21 protein-coding genes, 1 tRNA gene and 2 pseudogenes are annotated in these 17727 nt (G+C 62.2%); 15 read left to right on the top strand and 9 right to left on the bottom strand.

Translation table 11 applies throughout. From position 1 onward, the window contains the following. Window positions 1-34: 34 nt before the first annotated feature. Window positions 35-487, bottom strand: a complete 453-nt coding sequence (locus tag ACPPVP_RS27315) for a hypothetical protein (protein ID WP_426526227.1) — start codon at window positions 485-487, stop codon at window positions 35-37. 74 nt (window positions 488-561) lie between these two features. Here ACPPVP_RS27315 and ACPPVP_RS27310 point away from each other — a divergent pair, with 74 nt between their 5' ends. The 4 genes from ACPPVP_RS27310 to ACPPVP_RS27295 all read left to right on the top strand — a co-directional run bounded on the left by ACPPVP_RS27310 (window position 562) and on the right by ACPPVP_RS27295 (window position 3608). After that, window positions 562-699, top strand: a complete 138-nt coding sequence (locus tag ACPPVP_RS27310; protein WP_426526225.1) for a hypothetical protein — start codon at window positions 562-564, stop codon at window positions 697-699. A gap of 10 nt (window positions 700-709) precedes the next feature. Then, a complete protein-coding gene (locus tag ACPPVP_RS27305; protein ID WP_426526223.1) occupies window positions 710-1126 on the top strand; it encodes a hypothetical protein in 417 nt (138 codons plus the stop codon). A 187-nt stretch (window positions 1127-1313) separates the two neighbouring features. Beyond that, complete coding sequence (locus ACPPVP_RS27300) at window positions 1314-1598, top strand: hypothetical protein (protein ID WP_426526221.1); 285 nt, start codon at window positions 1314-1316, stop codon at window positions 1596-1598. 303 nt (window positions 1599-1901) lie between these two features. Continuing rightward, the gene (locus ACPPVP_RS27295; RefSeq protein WP_426526219.1) at window positions 1902-3608 is read left to right on the top strand and encodes a sensor histidine kinase; all 1707 of its coding nucleotides are present in this window, start codon (window positions 1902-1904) and stop codon (window positions 3606-3608) included. Here the strand turns inward: ACPPVP_RS27295 and ACPPVP_RS27290 are convergent. Then, window positions 3586-3903, bottom strand: a complete 318-nt coding sequence (locus tag ACPPVP_RS27290; protein WP_426526217.1) for an HdeA/HdeB family chaperone — start codon at window positions 3901-3903, stop codon at window positions 3586-3588. The two genes, ACPPVP_RS27295 and ACPPVP_RS27290, sit on opposite strands and share 23 nt — an antisense overlap. A 194-nt stretch (window positions 3904-4097) precedes the next feature. On the opposite strand from ACPPVP_RS27290, the gene ACPPVP_RS27285 reads away from it, so the two are divergent. From ACPPVP_RS27285 to ACPPVP_RS27270, 4 genes and pseudogenes are all read left to right on the top strand, one after another. Further along, complete coding sequence (locus ACPPVP_RS27285) at window positions 4098-4235, top strand: hypothetical protein (RefSeq protein ID WP_426526215.1); 138 nt, start codon at window positions 4098-4100, stop codon at window positions 4233-4235. An 85-nt stretch (window positions 4236-4320) separates the two neighbouring features. Then, window positions 4321-6036 carry a DUF3300 domain-containing protein gene (locus ACPPVP_RS27280; RefSeq protein WP_426526213.1) on the top strand — a complete coding sequence of 572 codons (1716 nt, stop codon included), beginning with the start codon at window positions 4321-4323 and terminating at the stop codon, window positions 6034-6036. Between the two features lie 89 nt (window positions 6037-6125). Further along, window positions 6126-6974, top strand: a pseudogene (locus ACPPVP_RS27275) (DUF2950 domain-containing protein); the annotation flags it as partial. 19 nt (window positions 6975-6993) lie between these two features. Continuing rightward, window positions 6994-7425 carry a hypothetical protein gene (locus tag ACPPVP_RS27270; protein WP_426526211.1) on the top strand — a complete coding sequence of 144 codons (432 nt, stop codon included), beginning with the start codon at window positions 6994-6996 and terminating at the stop codon, window positions 7423-7425. Here the strand turns inward: ACPPVP_RS27270 and ACPPVP_RS27265 are convergent. From ACPPVP_RS27265 to ACPPVP_RS27255, 3 genes are all read right to left on the bottom strand, one after another. Next, the gene (locus ACPPVP_RS27265; RefSeq protein ID WP_426526209.1) at window positions 7406-7570 is read right to left on the bottom strand and encodes a hypothetical protein; all 165 of its coding nucleotides are present in this window, start codon (window positions 7568-7570) and stop codon (window positions 7406-7408) included. The two genes, ACPPVP_RS27270 and ACPPVP_RS27265, sit on opposite strands and share 20 nt — an antisense overlap. Before the next feature lie 7 nt (window positions 7571-7577). After that, window positions 7578-7654 (bottom strand) — tRNA-Arg (locus ACPPVP_RS27260). A gap of 51 nt (window positions 7655-7705) precedes the next feature. Continuing rightward, entirely contained in the window at window positions 7706-7972 is a 267-nt protein-coding gene (locus ACPPVP_RS27255; RefSeq protein ID WP_426526207.1) for a hypothetical protein, read from the bottom strand. Between the two features lie 337 nt (window positions 7973-8309). Between ACPPVP_RS27255 and ACPPVP_RS27250 the strand changes: the two genes are divergently transcribed. After that, a complete protein-coding gene (locus tag ACPPVP_RS27250; protein ID WP_426526205.1) occupies window positions 8310-8756 on the top strand; it encodes a hypothetical protein in 447 nt (148 codons plus the stop codon). Between the two features lie 55 nt (window positions 8757-8811). Here ACPPVP_RS27250 and ACPPVP_RS27245 read toward each other — a convergent pair. Beyond that, window positions 8812-9938, bottom strand: a pseudogene (locus ACPPVP_RS27245) (S-(hydroxymethyl)glutathione dehydrogenase/class III alcohol dehydrogenase). A 115-nt stretch (window positions 9939-10053) separates the two neighbouring features. On the opposite strand from ACPPVP_RS27245, the gene ACPPVP_RS27240 reads away from it, so the two are divergent. Beyond that, entirely contained in the window at window positions 10054-10935 is an 882-nt protein-coding gene (locus tag ACPPVP_RS27240) for a DMT family transporter (RefSeq protein WP_426526203.1), read from the top strand. Window positions 10936-10992: 57 nt separating this feature from the next. Here the strand turns inward: ACPPVP_RS27240 and ACPPVP_RS27235 are convergent, their stop codons facing one another. Further along, window positions 10993-12429, bottom strand: a complete 1437-nt coding sequence (locus tag ACPPVP_RS27235) for a cryptochrome/photolyase family protein (RefSeq protein ID WP_426526201.1) — start codon at window positions 12427-12429, stop codon at window positions 10993-10995. 110 nt (window positions 12430-12539) lie between these two features. Here ACPPVP_RS27235 and ACPPVP_RS27230 point away from each other — a divergent pair, with 110 nt between their 5' ends. Next, window positions 12540-14276, top strand: coding sequence for a methyl-accepting chemotaxis protein (locus ACPPVP_RS27230; RefSeq protein ID WP_426526199.1), 1737 nt, complete (start codon window positions 12540-12542; stop codon window positions 14274-14276). A 103-nt stretch (window positions 14277-14379) separates the two neighbouring features. After that, on the top strand, window positions 14380-14781 hold the full coding sequence (locus ACPPVP_RS27225) for a DUF2177 family protein (protein WP_426526197.1): 402 nt from the start codon (window positions 14380-14382) through the stop codon (window positions 14779-14781). Window positions 14782-14895: 114 nt separating this feature from the next. Here the strand turns inward: ACPPVP_RS27225 and ACPPVP_RS27220 are convergent, their stop codons facing one another. Both ACPPVP_RS27220 and ACPPVP_RS27215 read right to left on the bottom strand, forming a co-directional pair. Continuing rightward, window positions 14896-15555 carry a peroxiredoxin gene (locus tag ACPPVP_RS27220; protein WP_426526195.1) on the bottom strand — a complete coding sequence of 220 codons (660 nt, stop codon included), beginning with the start codon at window positions 15553-15555 and terminating at the stop codon, window positions 14896-14898. Between the two features lie 193 nt (window positions 15556-15748). Further along, complete coding sequence (locus ACPPVP_RS27215; protein ID WP_426526193.1) at window positions 15749-16018, bottom strand: hypothetical protein; 270 nt, start codon at window positions 16016-16018, stop codon at window positions 15749-15751. 2 nt (window positions 16019-16020) lie between these two features. Between ACPPVP_RS27215 and ACPPVP_RS27210 the strand changes: the two genes are divergently transcribed. The 3 genes from ACPPVP_RS27210 (at window position 16021) to ACPPVP_RS27200 (ending at window position 17714) form a co-directional block, all read left to right on the top strand. After that, entirely contained in the window at window positions 16021-16608 is a 588-nt protein-coding gene (locus tag ACPPVP_RS27210) for a hypothetical protein (protein WP_426526191.1), read from the top strand. A 614-nt stretch (window positions 16609-17222) separates the two neighbouring features. Further along, window positions 17223-17492 (top strand): hypothetical protein, encoded by a 270-nt coding sequence (locus tag ACPPVP_RS27205; RefSeq protein WP_426526189.1) that lies wholly within the window; start codon window positions 17223-17225, stop codon window positions 17490-17492. Between the two features lie 42 nt (window positions 17493-17534). Further along, window positions 17535-17714, top strand: coding sequence for a hypothetical protein (locus ACPPVP_RS27200; RefSeq protein WP_426526187.1), 180 nt, complete (start codon window positions 17535-17537; stop codon window positions 17712-17714). Window positions 17715-17727 lie beyond the last annotated feature (13 nt).

The following is a 17727-nucleotide window of genomic DNA, read 5'->3' as shown; positions in this document are numbered from 1 at the left end:
GAGCCCCGTTCCACTGTGACTGGAGGCGAAACGACTAGCCATCCCAGCTTATGGTGATGGCGATATCGCCGGGCATGCCGCCCGAAAAATCGATGATCTGGTAGCTGATACGATAGCCGCGTGGCTGAAGATAATCGCTCCAGAGCTGGTAGATTTCCTTCGGAATCCCGGTCAGTGTCGTTTCCCAACCCTTTTCCATCTGGTTGATGGCGCGGCCACGGTCGGTGCACAGCGTGTTGGGGAAACGATAGACCTGCACTTCGGACAAGCCGTTGCGCACCGCGCGCTGGATGACGGTCGAGGCAAGCTGGACTTTCTCGTCTTCGGACAGTCCCGAAGGCTGGCTCAGCTTCTCGATCAGGGCCCGCTTCTCGGCCTCGGCCACCGCCACGCGCTTGGCCTGCTGGTCGGCCTTCTCGGCCTCTTTCAGGGCAGCTTGTTTCTGGATTTCCTTCGCGTTGGGGATCAGGTCGTCGATCTTTGGCATGGCACGCCTCTCCTGAAATGACCGTATGCCGCTTGTTGTGTTCCAAGGTTAGGCCCGCCGTTACGGAGTACCTCTTGATCCAGATCAAGCCTCCTCGAGGCGGGAACGGCACGGTGCCGGGCACAAGACCGGCACCGCTTGCCCCGCACGCCGTCGATGCGATCGGGCTCGTGCATGCGCTGCTGCCAATCCTGGTGCCGAGCGGACATTGAGGTGAAAGCGATGAAATCCACGTTCCGGAATACCGCACTTGCGGCGCTGCTCGCAGGCGCCTCCCTCGTCATGCCTGGCCCTGCCTTTGCCTTCGATCTCAATGGCGCCTGGGCGAGCGACGCCGATAATTGCGCCAAGGTCTTCGTCCGCAGGGGCGCGCAGGTGGCCTTTACCGACATGTCGGACGTCTATGGCGGCGGATTCATTATCGAGGGCGACCAGATCACCGGAAAATTTGCACGATGCCGGATCAAGGCGAAGAAGGATGAAGGCGCGACGATCAATCTGGTCGCAGCCTGTGCTTCCGACATCATGCTGCAGAATGTGCAATTCAGCCTTAGGGAGGCCGATGCCAACACTGTGATCCGGATATTCCCCGGCATGGGGGACATGGAAATCAAGTATGCGCGCTGTCCCGCCCCTTAGCCGATGGGGCGGCTTGATTCATGTCAAGGTTGGCCCGCATCGACGCGCGCTCAATGTTGCGACCCTTGGAGGAGCCCAGACGAGTCAGCCAACACGATCTCGGAAAAAGTTTTGGATTTTCGCCACGGCCGCCTCGGTCGCCGTGCTTTCGCTCGCTCCCACCTGGCACACCCGCAGGAGCAAAGAAATGACCGTCTTGTCCCGAAAGCTGATCGTGCCCGCTGCGGCCGCTGCAGCGCTTACCGTAGGCCTGTTCTGGAATGGAGAGACGGCGATCGATGGCGGCCTGATCACGTCCGCCGAGGCGCGCGTCGGACGTCCGCTGACGCCGATGAGCTATGCCGGCGTGGCGCGACGAACCACCCGCCGCGCCGTTGCGGTCGGTGCAGGTGCCGCAGCAGCCGGAGCCTATTACGGGTCCGGTTGCGTCCAGGCGGTCGATGCCTACGGGCGGGTCGTCACGCGCTGCTAGGGAACCAGTGACGGCGGGCCGGCTCGCGACGGTTTCCTCGCGCGCTGAATCGTGCTGCTATTGGCCTCGTTTTGTGCGTGCAGCAGGGTGCCTAGGGCGTTGAGTGGTCGCAGGCTGATCGTCGACCGGGAAGGGCGTCTGGCCAAATCGGTCTGGCGGCTCATCCTGCTGCTGACGTTGATCAACGCGCCGCTTGCCGCGCTCGATGCCGCCGAGCTCGGGCACAAGCGGATCATGATCCTGCATTCAGTAGGCCGGGAATTCCGGCCATGGAACGAATATGCCAGGGCCATTCGCGCCGAGTTGGACCGGCAATCGCCTTGGCCGTTGGATGTTCAGGAGCATTCGCTGGTTGCCGCGCGCTCAGCGGACGCAAATCCGGAAACCCCGTTTCTCGAATATCTGCGTGCGCTCTATGCCAGTCAGCCGCCCGACCTGATTATTGGCGTTGGCGCGCCTGCGGCGTCCTTCCTCCAACGTCATCGCCGACAACTCTTCCCGGCCGCACCGGTGCTGTTGACCACGCTCGAGGCGCGCCGCGTCCAATACTCAAGCATGACCGACAATGACACTGTCGTGTCGGTTACCCACCGATTCCTGGTCCTGTTCGAAAGCTTCCTGAAGATATCGCCGGAAACGAATACCATCGCCGTCGTCAATGGAGATTCGCCGAATGAGAGATTCTGGCGAGGCGAAATGGAAAGGGAGCTGAAGCCGCTCGAGGGCAAGGTCGAGATCAGATGGTACGACAAGCTTTCCTACGAGGACACGCTGAAGCAGCTCGCCGCCCTGCCACCGCATGCCGCGATCTTCTGGTACCAGATGGTCGTCGATGCCGCCGGTGTCGCACATGAGGGCGATCGCGCGCTGACCAGACTCTATAACGTTGCTAACGCGCCGATCTTCACGCATGACGACGCCTTTTTTGGCAGGGAAGTTATCGGTGGCCCCATGCACTCGGCCTTGGGCGGCAGCCGAACCGCCGTGGGCGTCGCCATCCGCATTCTCAACGGAGAGAAGCCGGGCGATATCAAGACGCCGTCCAGCGAGTTTGCAGCGGCCAAATATGATTGGCGGGAGCTGCAACGCTGGAACGTCGGCGAACACATTTTGCTGCCGGGCAGCTCCGTGTACTTTCGCGAACCCTCCGCCTGGGAGAAGTATCGCTGGCAGGTCATGTTCGTAAGTGCATTATTTTTACTGCAGGCTGGCCTGATCACCATTTTGCTTTACGAACGACGGCGGCGTCGCTTTGCTGAGGTCGAGGCGCGCCAGCGCATGTCGGAGCTCGCGCACGTCAATCGTTTCTCGATGGCGGGAGAACTCACCGCGTCGATCGCGCATGAACTCAATCAGCCGCTCGGCTCCATCCTCGTCAACACAGAAACGGCCGAATTGTTGCTCGGTAAGCCGTCACCTGATGTGGTGGAGTTGAAGGAAATCATCTCCGACATCAGGCGTGACGACCAGCGCGCCGGTGAAGTGATCAGGCGTCTGCGCAGCCTGCTCAAGCGCGCGCCGTTCGAGACAAGAGAAATCGACGTCAATGATGCTGTTAGCGAGTCCATCGATCTCGTTTCAGGCCTTATCCACGACCGGGAGGTTACCGTGAGCAGCACACTTGCGCCTGGGTTGCTGCCGGTCCGCGGTGATCGCATTCAACTGCAGCAGGTTTTTCTCAACCTGGTCGTGAATGCGGCTGACGCGATGGCGCATCTCGACAAGACGCAGCGCAAGATCGTGGTGCGCACGGCGCGAAATGGGGACACCGCCGAGATCGAGATCGCCGACAGCGGTCCGGGTATCCTGGCGGGAAAGCTCAACGAGGTGTTCGAGCCGTTCTATACGACCAAACCGCACGGCATGGGGATGGGTCTGTCGATCGCCCGCACCATCATTGAGGCGCATGATGGCCAGATTTCCGCGGAGAACCGGGCAGGTCAGGGCGCGCTGTTCCGGATCACGCTGCCGCTCGCGCGCACCACGGTTAGCGCGGCCGCGGCATCTTAATGCCGAGCGCCCGCTCGGCTGCCGACATTACCGACGCGCGCGGGCTGGTCTCGCAGAAATCCTTCACCGTCTTGGCGGCCTGTGCATATTGATAGAGGTCGATGACGGTATTGCGGACGCTCGCATTGTAATAGCCGCTTAGCCACATGGTGACGCCGGCGAAATCCTGGAAGCCGAGCTTCGTCAGCTCGCCACAGGTCATCTTGCTCATATCGACCACCATCTTGTCTTCGGCCGCCGCGGGCGCGCGACTCAATGAGAGTGTGACGACAATCCCGATGAACAGTCTCAACATGCCGCATCTCAATCGGTTTGGCTGGCAGCGGTTAGTTCTGTCTGCCCTGGCCGGTCAATGAAAGAGGCCGCCATTGGGGGTGACGGCCTCTTCGGCGCGCCCGAGGGGAGGGCGCAGACCAGCGAGAGTGGGCTCGCCGGGTGCCTTGATTGAAATCTGGCAGCGAGGGGATGACGCCCCGTTGATCTGGATCAATGGAAGGCTTTTCCCCTGCACCGATTAAGCTCATCGCGCTGAATGTGGCGGCGCACCGGCTGGAGAATCTGATCCACGATCGCCGGCTGCTCCTCGCGTCAGCGCAGGGCGCGCCGCCGGAACCGGTGCAAGGCTGAGCCTGGCAAAATTCCATTGATCTTTGTCAAACCTCCGATCTCCCGACGGGGTGAACCTCGGCGGACAATGCGAACGGAGGCGACAATGCTTGGTTGCGGCAAGGTTCTGCTGGCGCTGGCGCTGCTGATGGCGGCGCCCGTCGCGACGATGGCGCAAACGACGGACAATCAGCCCGCGCCGTCAGGACAATCGAGCCAACCGCCGCCGGGTCAGCCGGCCGCCCAGACGCCTGCCAGTCCGCCACCGGCCCAGCCGCAAGCCGACCTGCTGAAGCCCGAGCAGCTCGAGGCGCTGGTTGCGCCGATCGCGCTGTATCCGGACGAACTTCTCGCCAACGTGCTGGCGGCGTCAACCTATCCGCTCGAAGTCGTGCAGGCCGACCGCTGGGTGAAAGGCAACAAGAGCCTGAAAGGCGACGCGCTCAAGGCGGGGGTCGACAAGCAGGCCTGGGACGACAGCGTCAAGGCGCTGGCGTCGACGCCCGAGGTGATCGCCATGATGAGTGACAAGATCGACTGGACCAAGAATCTCGGCGACGCCGTGCTGGCGCAGCAGCCGGACGTGATGGACGCAGTCCAGCGGCTGCGGGCGAAGGCGCAGGCGCGCAACAAGCTCGTCACCAACAAGCAACAGAAGGTCAGCGTCCAGAAGCAGGATAACCGGGACGTCATCGTGATCCAGCAGGCACAGCCCGATACGATGTACGTTCCCTATTACGATCCAGCCACCGTGTACGGCGAATGGCCTTACGCAGCCTATCCGCCCTATTACTTCGGCTACCCATCCTATATCGGCGCCGGCGTGGTCGCGGCCGGTCTTGCCTTTGGTACAGCCTGGGCGATCGGGCGCTGGGGCAATTACTGGGGCGGTGGCTTCAACTGGGGAAACCGTAACCTCTATGTCAATCACTACAACAGGGTCACCAACGTCGGGAATAACTGGCAGCATAACCCGGCGCATCGCCAGGGCGTTCGATACAACAACGTCAACGTTCAGCAACGCTTCGGCAACAACAACATACAGGCCGGTGCCGCCAATCGGATGGATTTCCGTGGCCGTGACGGCCAGCAGGTGCTGCGGCCCAACCAGGATCGTCCGGGTGATCGCGCCGGTGACCGTGCGGGAGATCGTGCAGGTGACCGCAGTGGAAATCGAGACGGAGATCGGGCCGGCAATCGCGGCGGCGATCGCGCCGGTGCTGCCGATCGGGCCAAGGGCGGCGATCGTGCCAAAGCTAGCGGCAAGACTGCCAAGGCTGGCGCCAAGGGCGGCGGCAACCGCGCAGCGACCGCTGATCGCGGCCGCGGTGGTGGTGCGGCGAATCGCGGCGGTGGCGGTCGTGGCAACGCATTCTCCGGCGTGTCGGCGGGACGTGCGGCCAATATTGCTTCCGCGCGTGGCCAGATGAGCATGGCCGGCCGCGGCGGCGGCGGCGGGTTTGCCGGAGGAGGCGGAGGTGGTTTCCGTGGCGGCGGCGGCGGCGGAGGCGGAGGCGGAGGCGGAGGATTCCGGGGAGGTGGCGGTGGTGGCCGGCGTTCCGACATCGCGCTGAAGCACGATGTGGTCCTGCTCGGCCATCTCGACAACGGCCTCGGCTACTACCGTTTCAGCTATCTCGGCAGTACCAAGGCCTATGTCGGCGTGATGGCGCAGGAGGTGCAGACGGTGACGCCGGACGCGGTGACGCGCGGCAGCGACGGCTATTTGCGCGTCCACTACGACAGGCTCGGTCTGAAATTCCAGACTTATCGCGACTGGCTCGCCGCGGGCGGGCAGATCCCTGCGCGATCGAGGATTTGACGATGACCAAACATCATTCGCTTCCGCTCGCTCGTGCCTTCTCGGCAAGCCTGGTACTGGCCGGCATGCTCTGTATCGCGGCGCCGGACGCCCGCGCGCAACAGGCGTTTACGTCGCCGGAAGACGCTGCGGCGGCGTTGGCAGCCGCAGTCAAGACCGGGACAACAAGCGCGCTGCTGAAGGTCCTCGGCAAGGATGGGAAAGACATTGTCGAATCCGGCGATGATGTTGCCGATGCCGAGGCACGCCAGCGTTTCCTGTCTGCCTATGATGCAAAGCATTCTGTCAAGGCCGAAGGAAACAAGAAGGCGACGCTCATCCTCGGCGCGGACGAGTTTCCGTTCCCGATTCCTTTGGTGAACAACAGGACGGGCTGGGAGTTCGATCCGGCGGCCGGGCGGCTTGAGATCCTGTATCGTCGCATCGGTCGCAATGAACTGGACGCCATTCAGACCAGCCTGGCCTTTGTGGACGCTCAGAACGAATATGCCGAAAAAGATCGCACCGGCAGCGGGGCGGGGGTTTACGCGCAGCGTATCGTCAGCAGCCCGGGCAAGAAGGATGGACTGTTCTGGCGCGACGATCGCGATCCGAGCCCGCTTGGCGAACTGGCCGCGCAGGCTTCGGCCGAAGGGTACAAGGTTGGCGATCAGCCGGAGCCCTATCATGGATACTATTTCCGGATCCTGACGGCGCAGGGATCCGACGCGCCGGGCGGAGCTCTCAACTACGTCGTCGGCGGTAAGATGATCGGCGGCTTCGCATTGATCGCATACCCTGCCGAGTACGGAAATTCCGGCGTCATGACCTTCATGGTCAATCATGCCGGTACGGTCTACGAGAAGGATCTCGGAAAACGGACCGAGAGCATCGCGAAACGCATCTACCTATTCGATCCGGATCAGACCTGGAAGAAGGTCGATGTGGCGGTCCCTTGAACGCGGGGAAGCTGAAGCGATGTCATCTATGATTCGGCTCGCAGCGATTACGCTTTTCGCCGGCGTTCTTTCGGCGACATCATCGCTCGCGCAGGCGCCCGGCTATGTCCGGGTCAAGTTGGTGAAGGCGGGCTTGATGGTGGGCGCCGGCGGCGGCAGCGGCGTGCTGACGTATCGCGGCCGCAACTATCCGTTCAGAGTATCGGGTCTCAGTCTGGGTGTTACGGCTGGAGCATCGGTCAGCCGGCTGGAAGGATGGGCGTCAGGCATAAAGCAGGTCAACGATTTTTCCGGCACCTACAGTTCCGTCGGTGGCGGCGGCGCCTTTGTTGGTGGCGTCGGAGGCGTTCACCTGGCGAACCAAAAAGGTGTGAAGATTGACCTGCAAGGGCCCAAGGCGGGAATGGAGTTCGCGGCGAACCTCAGCGAGGTCAGGATTTCACTGAAGTGAGCCAACTCGGCTTCCGACCGTCGGCCGAAGTGCAGTTCCCATCTATCAACACTTCCTGGACCAGCATGGCGAGCCCGTCGATGCCCTTCGGCATATCGGCGTAGCCCGGCGCGGTGATCTCCGGCTTTTCAGTTCTGAACTGCATGGCGGACTGGCGCGCTCGGAGAGATTCGAACTCCCGACCCTCGGAATCGAAATCCGATGCTCTATCCAGCTGAGCTACGAGCGCGTGCGACGGGTCGATTATCAGACTTGGGCCGGCAGGGCCAGCAGCCGAACGCTAGTAGCAGGGATGCCGGCGGCGGTCCTGGCCGATATAGGCCGCCGCGCCCTGGCGGCAGAGCACCGTGGAGGGGCCATCATAATAGGCGAAGGTGCCAGGCTGCGGTCCGGGGCCGTAATTGTGCAGGTAGCTGATCTGGTAGGGCAGCCCCCAGTTGTGCAGGTGATGGTGGTGGTGCCGATTGTGGCGGGCGTCTGCCAGGTTCGGGGCCAGGGCCGCGGCCGACAGCAGGGCGGCGGCCATCAAAAACTTCGCTTTGGTCATTTCGATTCTCCGGAAGTCCTGCCTGGAACTATAGCAATTTCGGGCGGGGCGGATAGCCGCCCGTGTGGAAGAAGAAAATCATGTGAAAACAATAGGATAGGAGCCTGACGTCTGGTTTTGCCGAACTCTGCGCCTCCCTGCGACCGGCCCGATCTGATTTCGCATTCCCGGAGAAGCGGAGTAGAAAAGCTGCGGAGAAAACCACCCTAACGCGCCCATTTTTGGCCTCAAGGGATGCTTAACGAATTCCCAACACAGTCCGGCCAGAGTTCTGCTGTCTTCTCTACGGACCGACTATCCCGCATCTAACCACGGCTATCCGGTTCCCAATCGATCCATGCGCATCACGCCTCTTGCCCTGCTGTCCCTCTCGGTTCTGGTCGCGACGCCAGCGCGCGCCGACCTGCATATCACGCGCGATCATGGCGGATATGTCGAGGAGTACAAGGCCAAGTACAAGCGCATCCGCGAACGCAAGGAGCGCGTCATCATCGACGGGATCTGCAACTCGGCCTGCACGCTGGTGTTCGGCATCGTGCCGATGAACAAGATTTGCGTCACGCCAAGGGCGAGCATCGGATTCCACCAAGCCTATTACGACAAGGCCTTCACCTTCGGCATCAAGGTCACGAGTTCGGAAGGGACATCGGATCTGATGTCCTACTACCCCGATACGGTGAAGGACTGGATCCGCCGTAATGGCGGGCTCACCACCGAGATGAAGAAGATCAAGAACGGCGGCGAGCTCTGGCGAATCGTCGATGCCTGCCCGGAAGAGTGGTAGCGCTCGCGCCTTCGGCGCGATGTGGCGCTCCCCTTAATACGAGATCGATCTCACCCTAGAACGTCACCACGCCGCGGATCGATTCGCCGCGCTTCATCAGCTCGAACGCGTTGTTGATCTCGGCGAGCGGCATCACATGCGTGATCATCGGGTCGATCTGGATCTTGCCCTGCATGTACCAGTCGACGATTTTCGGCACGTCGGTGCGGCCCCGCGCGCCGCCGAAGGCGGTGCCTTTCCAGACCCGACCGGTGACGAGTTGGAACGGCCGCGTCGAAATCTCGGCGCCTGCCGGCGCCACACCGATCACGATCGACTGGCCCCAGCCGCGGTGGCTGGCTTCCAACGCCTGCCGCATCACGGTGACGTTGCCGGTGCAGTCGAACGTGTAGTCGGCGCCGCCGATCTGGTCCGCGCCGGCCTTCGTCATGTCGACGAGGTGAGGCACGAGCTCCTTGCCGAGCTCTTTCGGGTTGACGAAGTGCGTCATGCCAAAGCGCTCGCCCCACGCCTTGCGGTCATTGTTGATGTCGACGCCGATGATCATGTCGGCGCCGGCGAGCCGCAGCCCCTGCAGCACGTTGAGCCCGATGCCGCCAAGGCCGAACACGATCGCTTTCGCGCCTTCCTCCACCTTGGCGGTGTTGATGACGGCGCCGATGCCTGTCGTGACGCCGCAACCGATATAGCAGACCTTGTCGAACGGCGCGTCCTCGCGGATTTTCGCCACCGCGATTTCCGGCAACACGGTGTAGTTCGCAAATGTCGATGTGCCCATGTAGTGATGAATCGGCTTGCCGCCCATCGAAAAGCGTGAGGTGCCGTCGGGCATCAGGCCCTGGCCCTGGGTGGCGCGGATCGCGGTGCAGAGATTGGTCTTGCGCGACAGGCAGGACGGGCACTGCCGGCATTCCGGGTGTACAGCGGAATGACGTGATCGCCTTTCTTCACGCTGGTCACGCCCTTGCCGATGTCGACCACGACGCCCGCGCCTTCATGGCCGAGGATCGCTGGAAACAGTCCTTCCGGGTCGGCGCCGGACAATGTGAATTCATCGGTGTGGCAAACACCGGTCGCCTTGATCTCGACCAGCACTTCGCCTTCGCGCGGTCCCTCAAGCTGAACGGTCGTTACTTCCAGCGGCTTTCCGGCAGCGACGGCGACGGCGGCGCGAACATCCATGGCGTTCCTGGTTGGAGATCTTCGGGTAGCAGGCTTCGATATGTGAAATCGCGCAGGTCTCCCGGCGCGATCAGTTCTTGCCGCATAGCATATGATCGGGCAACAGGGACGGCAAATGACAGAGGATTTTGACAGATTCGCCGCCCGCGCGGCGCCGGCGATTTTCGTCCTGCTGTGGAGCACCGGCTTCATCGGTACCAAGTATGTCATCAACAATGCCGATCCCTTGACGTATCTGGCGATCCGCATGGCGATCGTGGTGATACTGATGGCCGTCATCTGCGCCATCGCGCGGCCGGCATGGCCGAACCGCGTCGAGATCGGGCACAGCGCCGTCGCCGGCATTCTGGTGCATGGAATCTATCTCGGCGGCACGGCGATCGCGATCTCGCTATCCATTCCTGCGGGCCTGTCGGCGCTGATCCCGGGTTTGCAGCCGATCCTGACATCCACCATCGCGAACCGCTGGCTCGGCGAGCGCGTGACCGCAATGCAGTGGGGCGGCCTGTTGATCGGGCTTGCTGGCGTTGCGCTGATCCTGCACGACCGGCCGATGGGCGGACAGGCCGGCTGGGGCTGGCTTGCTTCTGCGGTATCGCTGGTCAGCATCACGCTCGGCACGCTCTATCAGCGGCGTTATTGCAGCCGCATCGACTGGCGCAGCGGCAATCTCGTGCAGTATGTCGCGGTGACCGTGTTCTTTACGATCGGCGCTTTCCTGTTCGAGCAGCGCGTCGTGCATTGGACCACCGAATTCATTCTCGCCCTGGCCTGGCTCGCGGTGGCGCTGTCGATCGGCTCGATCGGTTTGCTGTATTGGCTGATCCGCCATCAGGCCGCGACATCGGTGGCGAGCCTGTTCTATCTGGTGCCGGCCGTGACCTCGCTGATGGCCTTCGTGTTGTTCGACGAACGGCTCGATGCCGTCGCGATTGCCGGCATGATCGCCTGTGCCGCCGCGGTGCTGGTGGTCAATCGCGCGTCGACGAAGAGCTAAATTTTCAATTTGACGCGTTTTCTTGACGCGAACCGGTTCCCACTTCGCTCGAAAACGCTACGAGTTGCCGCGGATCGTGGCGTAGGCTGCAAGCGCGCGTTCGCGGCCTGCTTTATGATCGATGATCGGACGCGGATAGGTCTTGCCGAGTTCGATGCCTGCGCTTGCAAGTTCAAGCGGCGTTGCGGTCCAGGGCTGATGAAGCAGCTTGTCGGGCAATGGCGCCAACTCCGGGACCCAGCGCCTGACATAGACGCCATCGGGATCGAACTTCTCGCCCTGCAGGATCGGATTGAAGACACGGAAATAGGGGGCGGCGTCGGCGCCCGAGCCTGCCACCCATTGCCAGTTCGCCGGGTTGCTGCCGGCATCGGCATCGACCAGCGTATCCCAGAACCATTGCTCGCCTTCGCGCCAGTCGATCAGGAGATGCTTGACCAGGAACGACGCCACCACCATCCGCACCCGGTTGTGCATGACGCCGGTGTACCAGAGTTCGCGCATGCCGGCATCGACGATCGGGTAGCCGGTCTGGCCGCGTTGCCATGCCTGCAATGCTTTGGCATCGTGCTTCCACGGAAAGCCGTCGAAGTGGGGCTGCAGATTGCGCGTCGCGAGATCGGGGACGTCGAACAGCAGATGACGGCAGAACTCGCGCCAACCGAGTTCGCTGAGAAACTTTTCGATATCGGCAGACAGGCGCGGGTGTTCGGCCGCGGCAAAGCGCGCGGCATGCCAGACTTGGCGCGGACTGATTTCGCCGAAGCGAAGATGCGGTGAGAGCCGCGAGGTGCCGTCGCGGTCCGGCCGGTCGCGATCGCCGGAATAGCCGGCAATGCCGCCGCCAAGGAACGCCTTGAGGGCGGCTTGCGCGGAGGCCTCACCCGGCTGCCAATTGTCGCGCAGGCCGCCAGCCCAATCCGGCCGGGTCGGTTCGAGCTTCCAGTCTTCCAGCCTGTCACTGGCGAGGTCCGCCACGCCCTTCAGCGTCTTCGGCGCCGGTAGTGGTTTCGGCGGATCGCCCAGCGCCTGCACCCGCCGCCAGAACGGGGTGAACACGCGCAGGCCCCGGTTCTCCTTGGTGCGGATCTGGTTCGGCGAGGCCAGCAGGTCACCGGGGAAGCGATGCGTGACGATACCGATCTCACTCAGCGCGGCGGCAACCTGATCTTCAACGGCCCGGTGTGGCGCCTGCGCGATCTCGTTCCAGTAGACCGCTTCGGCGCCAACCTCGCGGGCGAGCGCGGCGATGACCGCAGGCGCGGATCCCTTGCGCAACACCAGCGATGCACCCCGCTGGCGCAGGCTCGCTTGCAGGGCGCGCAACGACTGCGCCAGCCACCACAGCGCCGCGCCGCCGAGCGGCCGAATGCCCGGCGCCCTGTCGTCGAGCACGTAAACGAACGCAACCGATGCGTGCGATCTGGCGGCTGCGTGCAGCGCAAAATGGTCGGAAACACGGAGGTCGTCACGGTACCAAACGAGGGCGGTCATGCGCGCATGGGTTCCATTGAATTTCTCAGTATTTGCTCAGGGTTGTGCCCATTAATGCGATCGTAAGCAAAACGGGGCAGATTGGGCCCGATTTTGGGGGATTTCTCGTTATGACTACGCGATCCGTTGGAAAGTTCCTGCCTGCGCTCAAGCTGCGGCTCGGTACCAAGGCTGTCATCTCGGCCATCCTCTTGATCGCAGTAAATACCGCGCTGGTTGTAGGAGCCGCTCATTGGTCGCTGACGTCCAAATTCGGCGACCGGGCGCTGCGGGACATCGAGGTCAATTTGCGCACGCTGGGCCTGGCGTTTGCCGAGACCTATAGCGACGCCAAGATCACCATGAAGGACGGGGCCGTCGCCCGCGCCGAAATTCCCAAAATGCCCGAGTTCAAGGACCACGCGATTGTCGATCGTGCGGTCGGCTATACCGGCGGCAACGCGACCCTGTTCGCCTATGACGAGGCCAGCAACCAGTTCGTTCGCCGTACCACCAACGTCAAGAAGGAGAACGGCGACCGCGCCGTGGGCACCCAACTCGCGCCTGATCATCCCGCACAGGCCGTTCTGCGCCGCGGCGAGGCCTACAAGGGCCCGGCGACGCTGTTCGGCAAGACGTTCATGACGGCGTATTATCCGGTCATGAGTTCGGCCGGCAAGGTCATCGGCATTATCTATGTCGGCATTCCGATGGCGCATTACGAGAGCATGCTTGCGGAAGCCATTCGGAATATGGCCATCGCCGCGGTCGTCGCCGCACTTCTCGTGATGCTTCTGACCACGTTGATCGTGCGCCGGGTGACCAAGCCGCTGACCTCTGTCACGGCCTCGCTCACCGCGATCGCCAACGGTAAAGCCGATGTTGCGATCGATTGCGAAGAGCGCATGGACGAGATCGGCGAGATTGCGCGTACGCTTGCCGTCTTCAAGAACAACTCGGCCGAACGCCGCCGGATGCGCGAGGAGCAGACCGCGGCCGCCATTGCCGCCGCCGATCAGCGCAAGGCTGAACTGCGCGGCTTCGTCGACGAGTTTCAGACCAGCGTCGGCAGCATCCTCGACAAGGTTTTGAACTCCTCCAGCGAATTCGAGCGCGTCGCGCGGCAACTCACCGAGACGGCGCGGACCACCGCCGGGCTCTCGGGCAAGTCGGCGGGCGCCTCGGAAACCGCCTCCGAGCATGTCCGCACCGCGGCGACCGCCTCTGACGAACTCTCCAGCTCGATCGCGGAAATCACCCGCCGGGTCCAGGAATCGAACGGGATCGCGGCCGATGCCGTCAAGCAGGCGGCCGCCACCGACCAGCGCATCAACGAATTGTCGGAAGCGGGCTCCCGGATCGGCGACGTGGTGAAATTGATCACCTCGATCGCCGAGCAGACTAATTTGCTGGCGCTCAACGCCACCATCGAGGCGGCGCGGGCAGGCGACGCTGGCCGCGGCTTTGCCGTGGTGGCGCAGGAGGTCAAGAGTCTCGCCGGTCAGACCGCGAAGGCGACCGAGGAGATCTCCAGCCAGATCGGCAACATGCAGCTTGCGACTGAAGAGTCGGTCAGCGCGATCAAGGCGATCGGCCAGACCATCGAGCGCATCAGCGATATTGCCACCTCGATCTCGGCGGCGGTCGAGCAGCAGCGCGGCGCCACCCAGAACATCGCCCAGAGCGTTCGCGCAGCGGCGAGCGGCACGGCCGACGTCGCCGCCAACATCCGCAACGCCGCGCAGGGCGCCGACGAGACCGGCGAGACTTCGAGCCGGATGTTTGCGTCGGCGCAGCATCTGTCGAGCGAGAGCCTGCAGTTGAAGGCCGAGGTCGAAAAATTCCTCGACCGCGTCCGCGCCGCCTGAGCGGAGCGTCACGGCGGCAGAACCCGCTGCCCGTGAAACCCGAAGCCTCCACATACGTAATTACTCCGTATGATTTCCCTCGTTTCCCGGGCTGGAGGCCACCGTGAACCGATACGTCGTACTCTACCTGGTGACGCTGTTCGTCATCGTCCCGATTGATTTCCTGTTCCTTGGCGTTGTCGCCAAGGCGCTCTTCACGTCGCAGATCGGCCACCACCTGGGCGAGATAAAGCTCCTGCCGGCGGTCCTGTTTTACCTGCTCTATGTCGGCGGAGTCGTGATCTTCGTTAGCGGCGGCGCGGGCACGACCTGGCAATCGTCGCTGCTCTACGGCGCGCTGTTCGGCCTGTTCTGCTACGCGACCTTCGAACTCACCTCGATGTCAATGCTCAAGGACTGGAGCTGGACGGTCGTCATCGTCGACATCGCCTGGGGCTCGTTGGTGACGGCGGTCTCATCGACCGCCGGATTGCTGGTGGCGAATTGGGTGGGGGCGAAGGCGTGAATAGTAGGGTGGGCAAAGCGAAGCGTGCCCACCACTACTTGCATCACCCGTGATGGTGGGCACGGCGCAAGCGCGCCTTTGCCCACCCTACGAAGCCACGAAACGTCCTTGCCGTCACTTCGGCTGTGGCACGATCCGGATATACGGCTTCGGCGCCTTCCAGCCGGCCGGATATATCGTCTTGGCCTCGTCGTCGCTGACCGAGCCGGCGATGATGACGTCCTCGCCCTGCTTCCAGTCGGCGGGCGTCGCGACGCGATGCTTGGCCGTCATCTGCAGGGAGTCGATCACGCGCAGGATTTCCGCGAAATTGCGGCCCGTCGTCATCGGATAGACCAGCACCAGCTTGATCTTCTTGTCCGGTCCGATGATGAAGACGTTGCGGACGGTCATGTTGTCGGCGGCAGTCCGCGTGGCAACGTCGCCCGAGGTGGAAGCGGGCAACATGTCGTAGAGCTTCGACACGTTGAAATCGGTGTCGCCGATCATCGGATAGTTCGGCGCCGCGCCCTGCGTTTCCTTGATATCCTCAGACCATTTCGAATGCTTGTCGACGGGATCGACGCTCAAGCCCATCAGCTTGACGCCGCGCTTGTCGAATTCCGGCTTCAACTTCGCGAGAGCGCCGAGTTCGGTGGTGCAAACCGGGGTGAAATCCTTCGGGTGCGAGAACAAAAGCGCCCAGCTATTGCCGATCCAGTCGTGGAATTTGATCTTTCCCTCGGTGGTCTGGGCTTCGAAATCGGGGGCGGTTGCGCCAATCTGGAGTGCCATGGTTCGACCTCATCTTATTCTAGTTACAGGGGAATTCGTCTTCGACATTATAGGAGTCTGATGCGGTTAAGTGAACGGGTTCACGCAAAAGGCGAGATCCTTCTCCGCAAGCCTGGAACTCCTAGCATCTTCTTTTAATCAGCGCCTCTGCCACGAAAAGAACCCTCTCGCTCCTGCATTCAACGGAGATAGGTCAGATTCTGGCGCCATCCTTTTGTTTGACCGCAATCTTTCCAAAACCGTTCCACTTTTCTGCCCTCGCTGCCCCGATTTTGCCTTTTATCGCCCGCATCACGCCGGGCCGCTTTGCCATCAGGCCGCTGCGGCCTGAACCGTGACCGATGTCACAGCGACCAATTGGCAACCATCTAAAAATCTCGAACTGCCAGTTTCGAATCGTTAACCGCTCGTTCATGCCCCGTATGGAAATGCTGGGTCTGAAAAAAGAAATTGAGAAGTACAACTATGCCTGCCCCGACTGCCAAGACCGCTGAAACGTCCACTGATACGTCCGACGTCCCGCAACCGTCCTGCCGCAAGACCGCAGCCCACGCGCTCACGATCGTGCGCGACGGCGTGATCACGGGCGAGGGACCCACGACCAAGGGCCGTATCCATTTTTCCCGCGCACTCGATGCCGACGACGCCGCCTGGTGCGCGCGCTTCCTGACCGTGAGCGCGGTCGAGCATCAGCCGGTGAGCCGCGCCGAAGTCGAGGCGCTGTTTGAAATCAGCGACGCCGCCGCCGAGCGTACCGACGACGGACGTTTTGACGATCTTTTGGCCAAGGCGGTCACCCATCATGCGGCGTCCGAGTCCGGCCTGCCGGTGCCGCCGCGCACCGTTGCGCTGTCGCCCGATACCGACATCGAGAGCTGGGCGCCGACGCAGGCCGCCAGCATCGATACCAAAGTGCTGGAATGGCTTGCCAGCCAGATGCGTGGCAAGCGCCGCATCAACCACCGCCTCACGGCGCTGGTCGCAACCCTGATCGGCGCCGCCGCCCTGCCGCTCGCGCAACTGCCGGGCATGCTGGACATGGGGATGCTATAGTATCATCCGGCGATTGATCGGTTTCAAAACGGCGGGGTCATTCCCGCCGTTTTTGTTTGATTGGTCCTGCGTCGTCCTCCGCGAAAGCGGGATACCAGTACGCTGCAGCCTACCACGTCATTGCGAGCGCAGCGAAGCAATCCATGGCGCCGCAAGTGGAGAGGTGGATTGCGTCGCTGCGCTCGCAATGAAGGCTGAATGAGCTTGCGCATTCTTGCGATGTGATACGCCTGAGGTTTGCCCTCGAAACTTAGAGGGGCGCAGGGCCACTGCCCACTTGAGGGTGGTTACCACGTCGCTTCGGGTCATTTGCGCCGATTTTGGCCACACGCTGGGGTTCCCGGAGTTTAGGTTCCGGGCTTTAATTCTCGTTCGGGCACCCCATATAAATACACATGGCACAATGGAAAGCATCGACCACACGGCAACCACCGATGTCCAAGGATGAGTTGCGCCTCATGCTGGCCGAGGCGGTCCGCAATACACAGCCCACCACGGAGCAGAGGCCGAAACGGTCTCCTGAGGCTGAGGACGATCAGCACTAGCTGGCCATCGCTCATTCGCAAGCTTAAGAAACAGACCGGGGCGCGGCGGTTCATGCCGGTTTCGGCAGCTTGGCCCAATCAGGCGCTCACAAAGGAATAGCGATGCGGATAGCTGCCAAGCCCACCGAACAAGAGATCATCGAGGGGCCGCAAGCGGTGTCCTTTCAAATCGCGAACGGAAACGTGCGGCAGAACTGCATTCTGCAAACGGAGCTTCCGACCAAGGCGCTGGCTCAAAAATATCTTCTTGCAAACTGGCCTGTGATCGAAAAGATGGCGCGCGACGCGCTCGCGGCGGGAAGCTTTGAAGACGGTCAGATCAAACTCGTCGCGGCCTGAGCAGCTCATCATGAACGCCAATTGGGGATTGCAGGACCAAGTATGCTGAAAGATCGCGAGAATATCCTGAATGCGCTTCGCGAGAAGCCGCAGAAGGCCTACCAGCTCATGCGGCGTGCCAATCTTCCGAATGAGGAAGCCTGCCAATCCCTGCTTCTGAAAATGCGCGACGAAGGTCTGGTGAAATTCGACATCCACAAGGGGCTATGGAACATCGGATGATCCGACGCTCGGC

The sequence above is a fragment of the Bradyrhizobium sp. McL0615 genome (genome assembly GCF_049993905.1).
Classification (GTDB): Bacteria; Pseudomonadota; Alphaproteobacteria; order Rhizobiales; family Xanthobacteraceae; genus Bradyrhizobium.
Note: the sequence above shows the minus strand (reverse complement) of the source record. Positions and strands in the feature narration are given on the sequence as shown.

What these genes read in the sequence shown, in the direction of transcription:
- ACPPVP_RS27230 (WP_426526199.1), top strand. Translation starts at nt 12,540, where the DNA reads ATGACTACGCGATCCGTTGGAAAGTTCCTGCCTGCGCTCAAGCTGCGG.
- ACPPVP_RS27235 (WP_426526201.1), bottom strand. Translation starts at nt 12,429, where the DNA reads ATGACCGCCCTCGTTTGGTACCGTGACGACCTCCGTGTTTCCGACCAT.
- ACPPVP_RS27240 (WP_426526203.1), top strand. Translation starts at nt 10,054, where the DNA reads ATGACAGAGGATTTTGACAGATTCGCCGCCCGCGCGGCGCCGGCGATT.
- ACPPVP_RS27210 (WP_426526191.1), top strand. Translation starts at nt 16,021, where the DNA reads ATGCCTGCCCCGACTGCCAAGACCGCTGAAACGTCCACTGATACGTCC.
- ACPPVP_RS27270 (WP_426526211.1), top strand. Translation starts at nt 6,994, where the DNA reads ATGTCATCTATGATTCGGCTCGCAGCGATTACGCTTTTCGCCGGCGTT.
- ACPPVP_RS27315 (WP_426526227.1), bottom strand. Translation starts at nt 487, where the DNA reads ATGCCAAAGATCGACGACCTGATCCCCAACGCGAAGGAAATCCAGAAA.
- ACPPVP_RS27250 (WP_426526205.1), top strand. Translation starts at nt 8,310, where the DNA reads ATGCGCATCACGCCTCTTGCCCTGCTGTCCCTCTCGGTTCTGGTCGCG.
- ACPPVP_RS27300 (WP_426526221.1), top strand. Translation starts at nt 1,314, where the DNA reads ATGACCGTCTTGTCCCGAAAGCTGATCGTGCCCGCTGCGGCCGCTGCA.
- ACPPVP_RS27220 (WP_426526195.1), bottom strand. Translation starts at nt 15,555, where the DNA reads ATGGCACTCCAGATTGGCGCAACCGCCCCCGATTTCGAAGCCCAGACC.
- ACPPVP_RS27200 (WP_426526187.1), top strand. Translation starts at nt 17,535, where the DNA reads ATGCTGAAAGATCGCGAGAATATCCTGAATGCGCTTCGCGAGAAGCCG.
- ACPPVP_RS27280 (WP_426526213.1), top strand. Translation starts at nt 4,321, where the DNA reads ATGCTTGGTTGCGGCAAGGTTCTGCTGGCGCTGGCGCTGCTGATGGCG.
- ACPPVP_RS27255 (WP_426526207.1), bottom strand. Translation starts at nt 7,972, where the DNA reads ATGACCAAAGCGAAGTTTTTGATGGCCGCCGCCCTGCTGTCGGCCGCG.
- ACPPVP_RS27305 (WP_426526223.1), top strand. Translation starts at nt 710, where the DNA reads ATGAAATCCACGTTCCGGAATACCGCACTTGCGGCGCTGCTCGCAGGC.
- ACPPVP_RS27265 (WP_426526209.1), bottom strand. Translation starts at nt 7,570, where the DNA reads ATGCAGTTCAGAACTGAAAAGCCGGAGATCACCGCGCCGGGCTACGCC.
- ACPPVP_RS27290 (WP_426526217.1), bottom strand. Translation starts at nt 3,903, where the DNA reads ATGTTGAGACTGTTCATCGGGATTGTCGTCACACTCTCATTGAGTCGC.
- ACPPVP_RS27285 (WP_426526215.1), top strand. Translation starts at nt 4,098, where the DNA reads ATGGAAGGCTTTTCCCCTGCACCGATTAAGCTCATCGCGCTGAATGTG.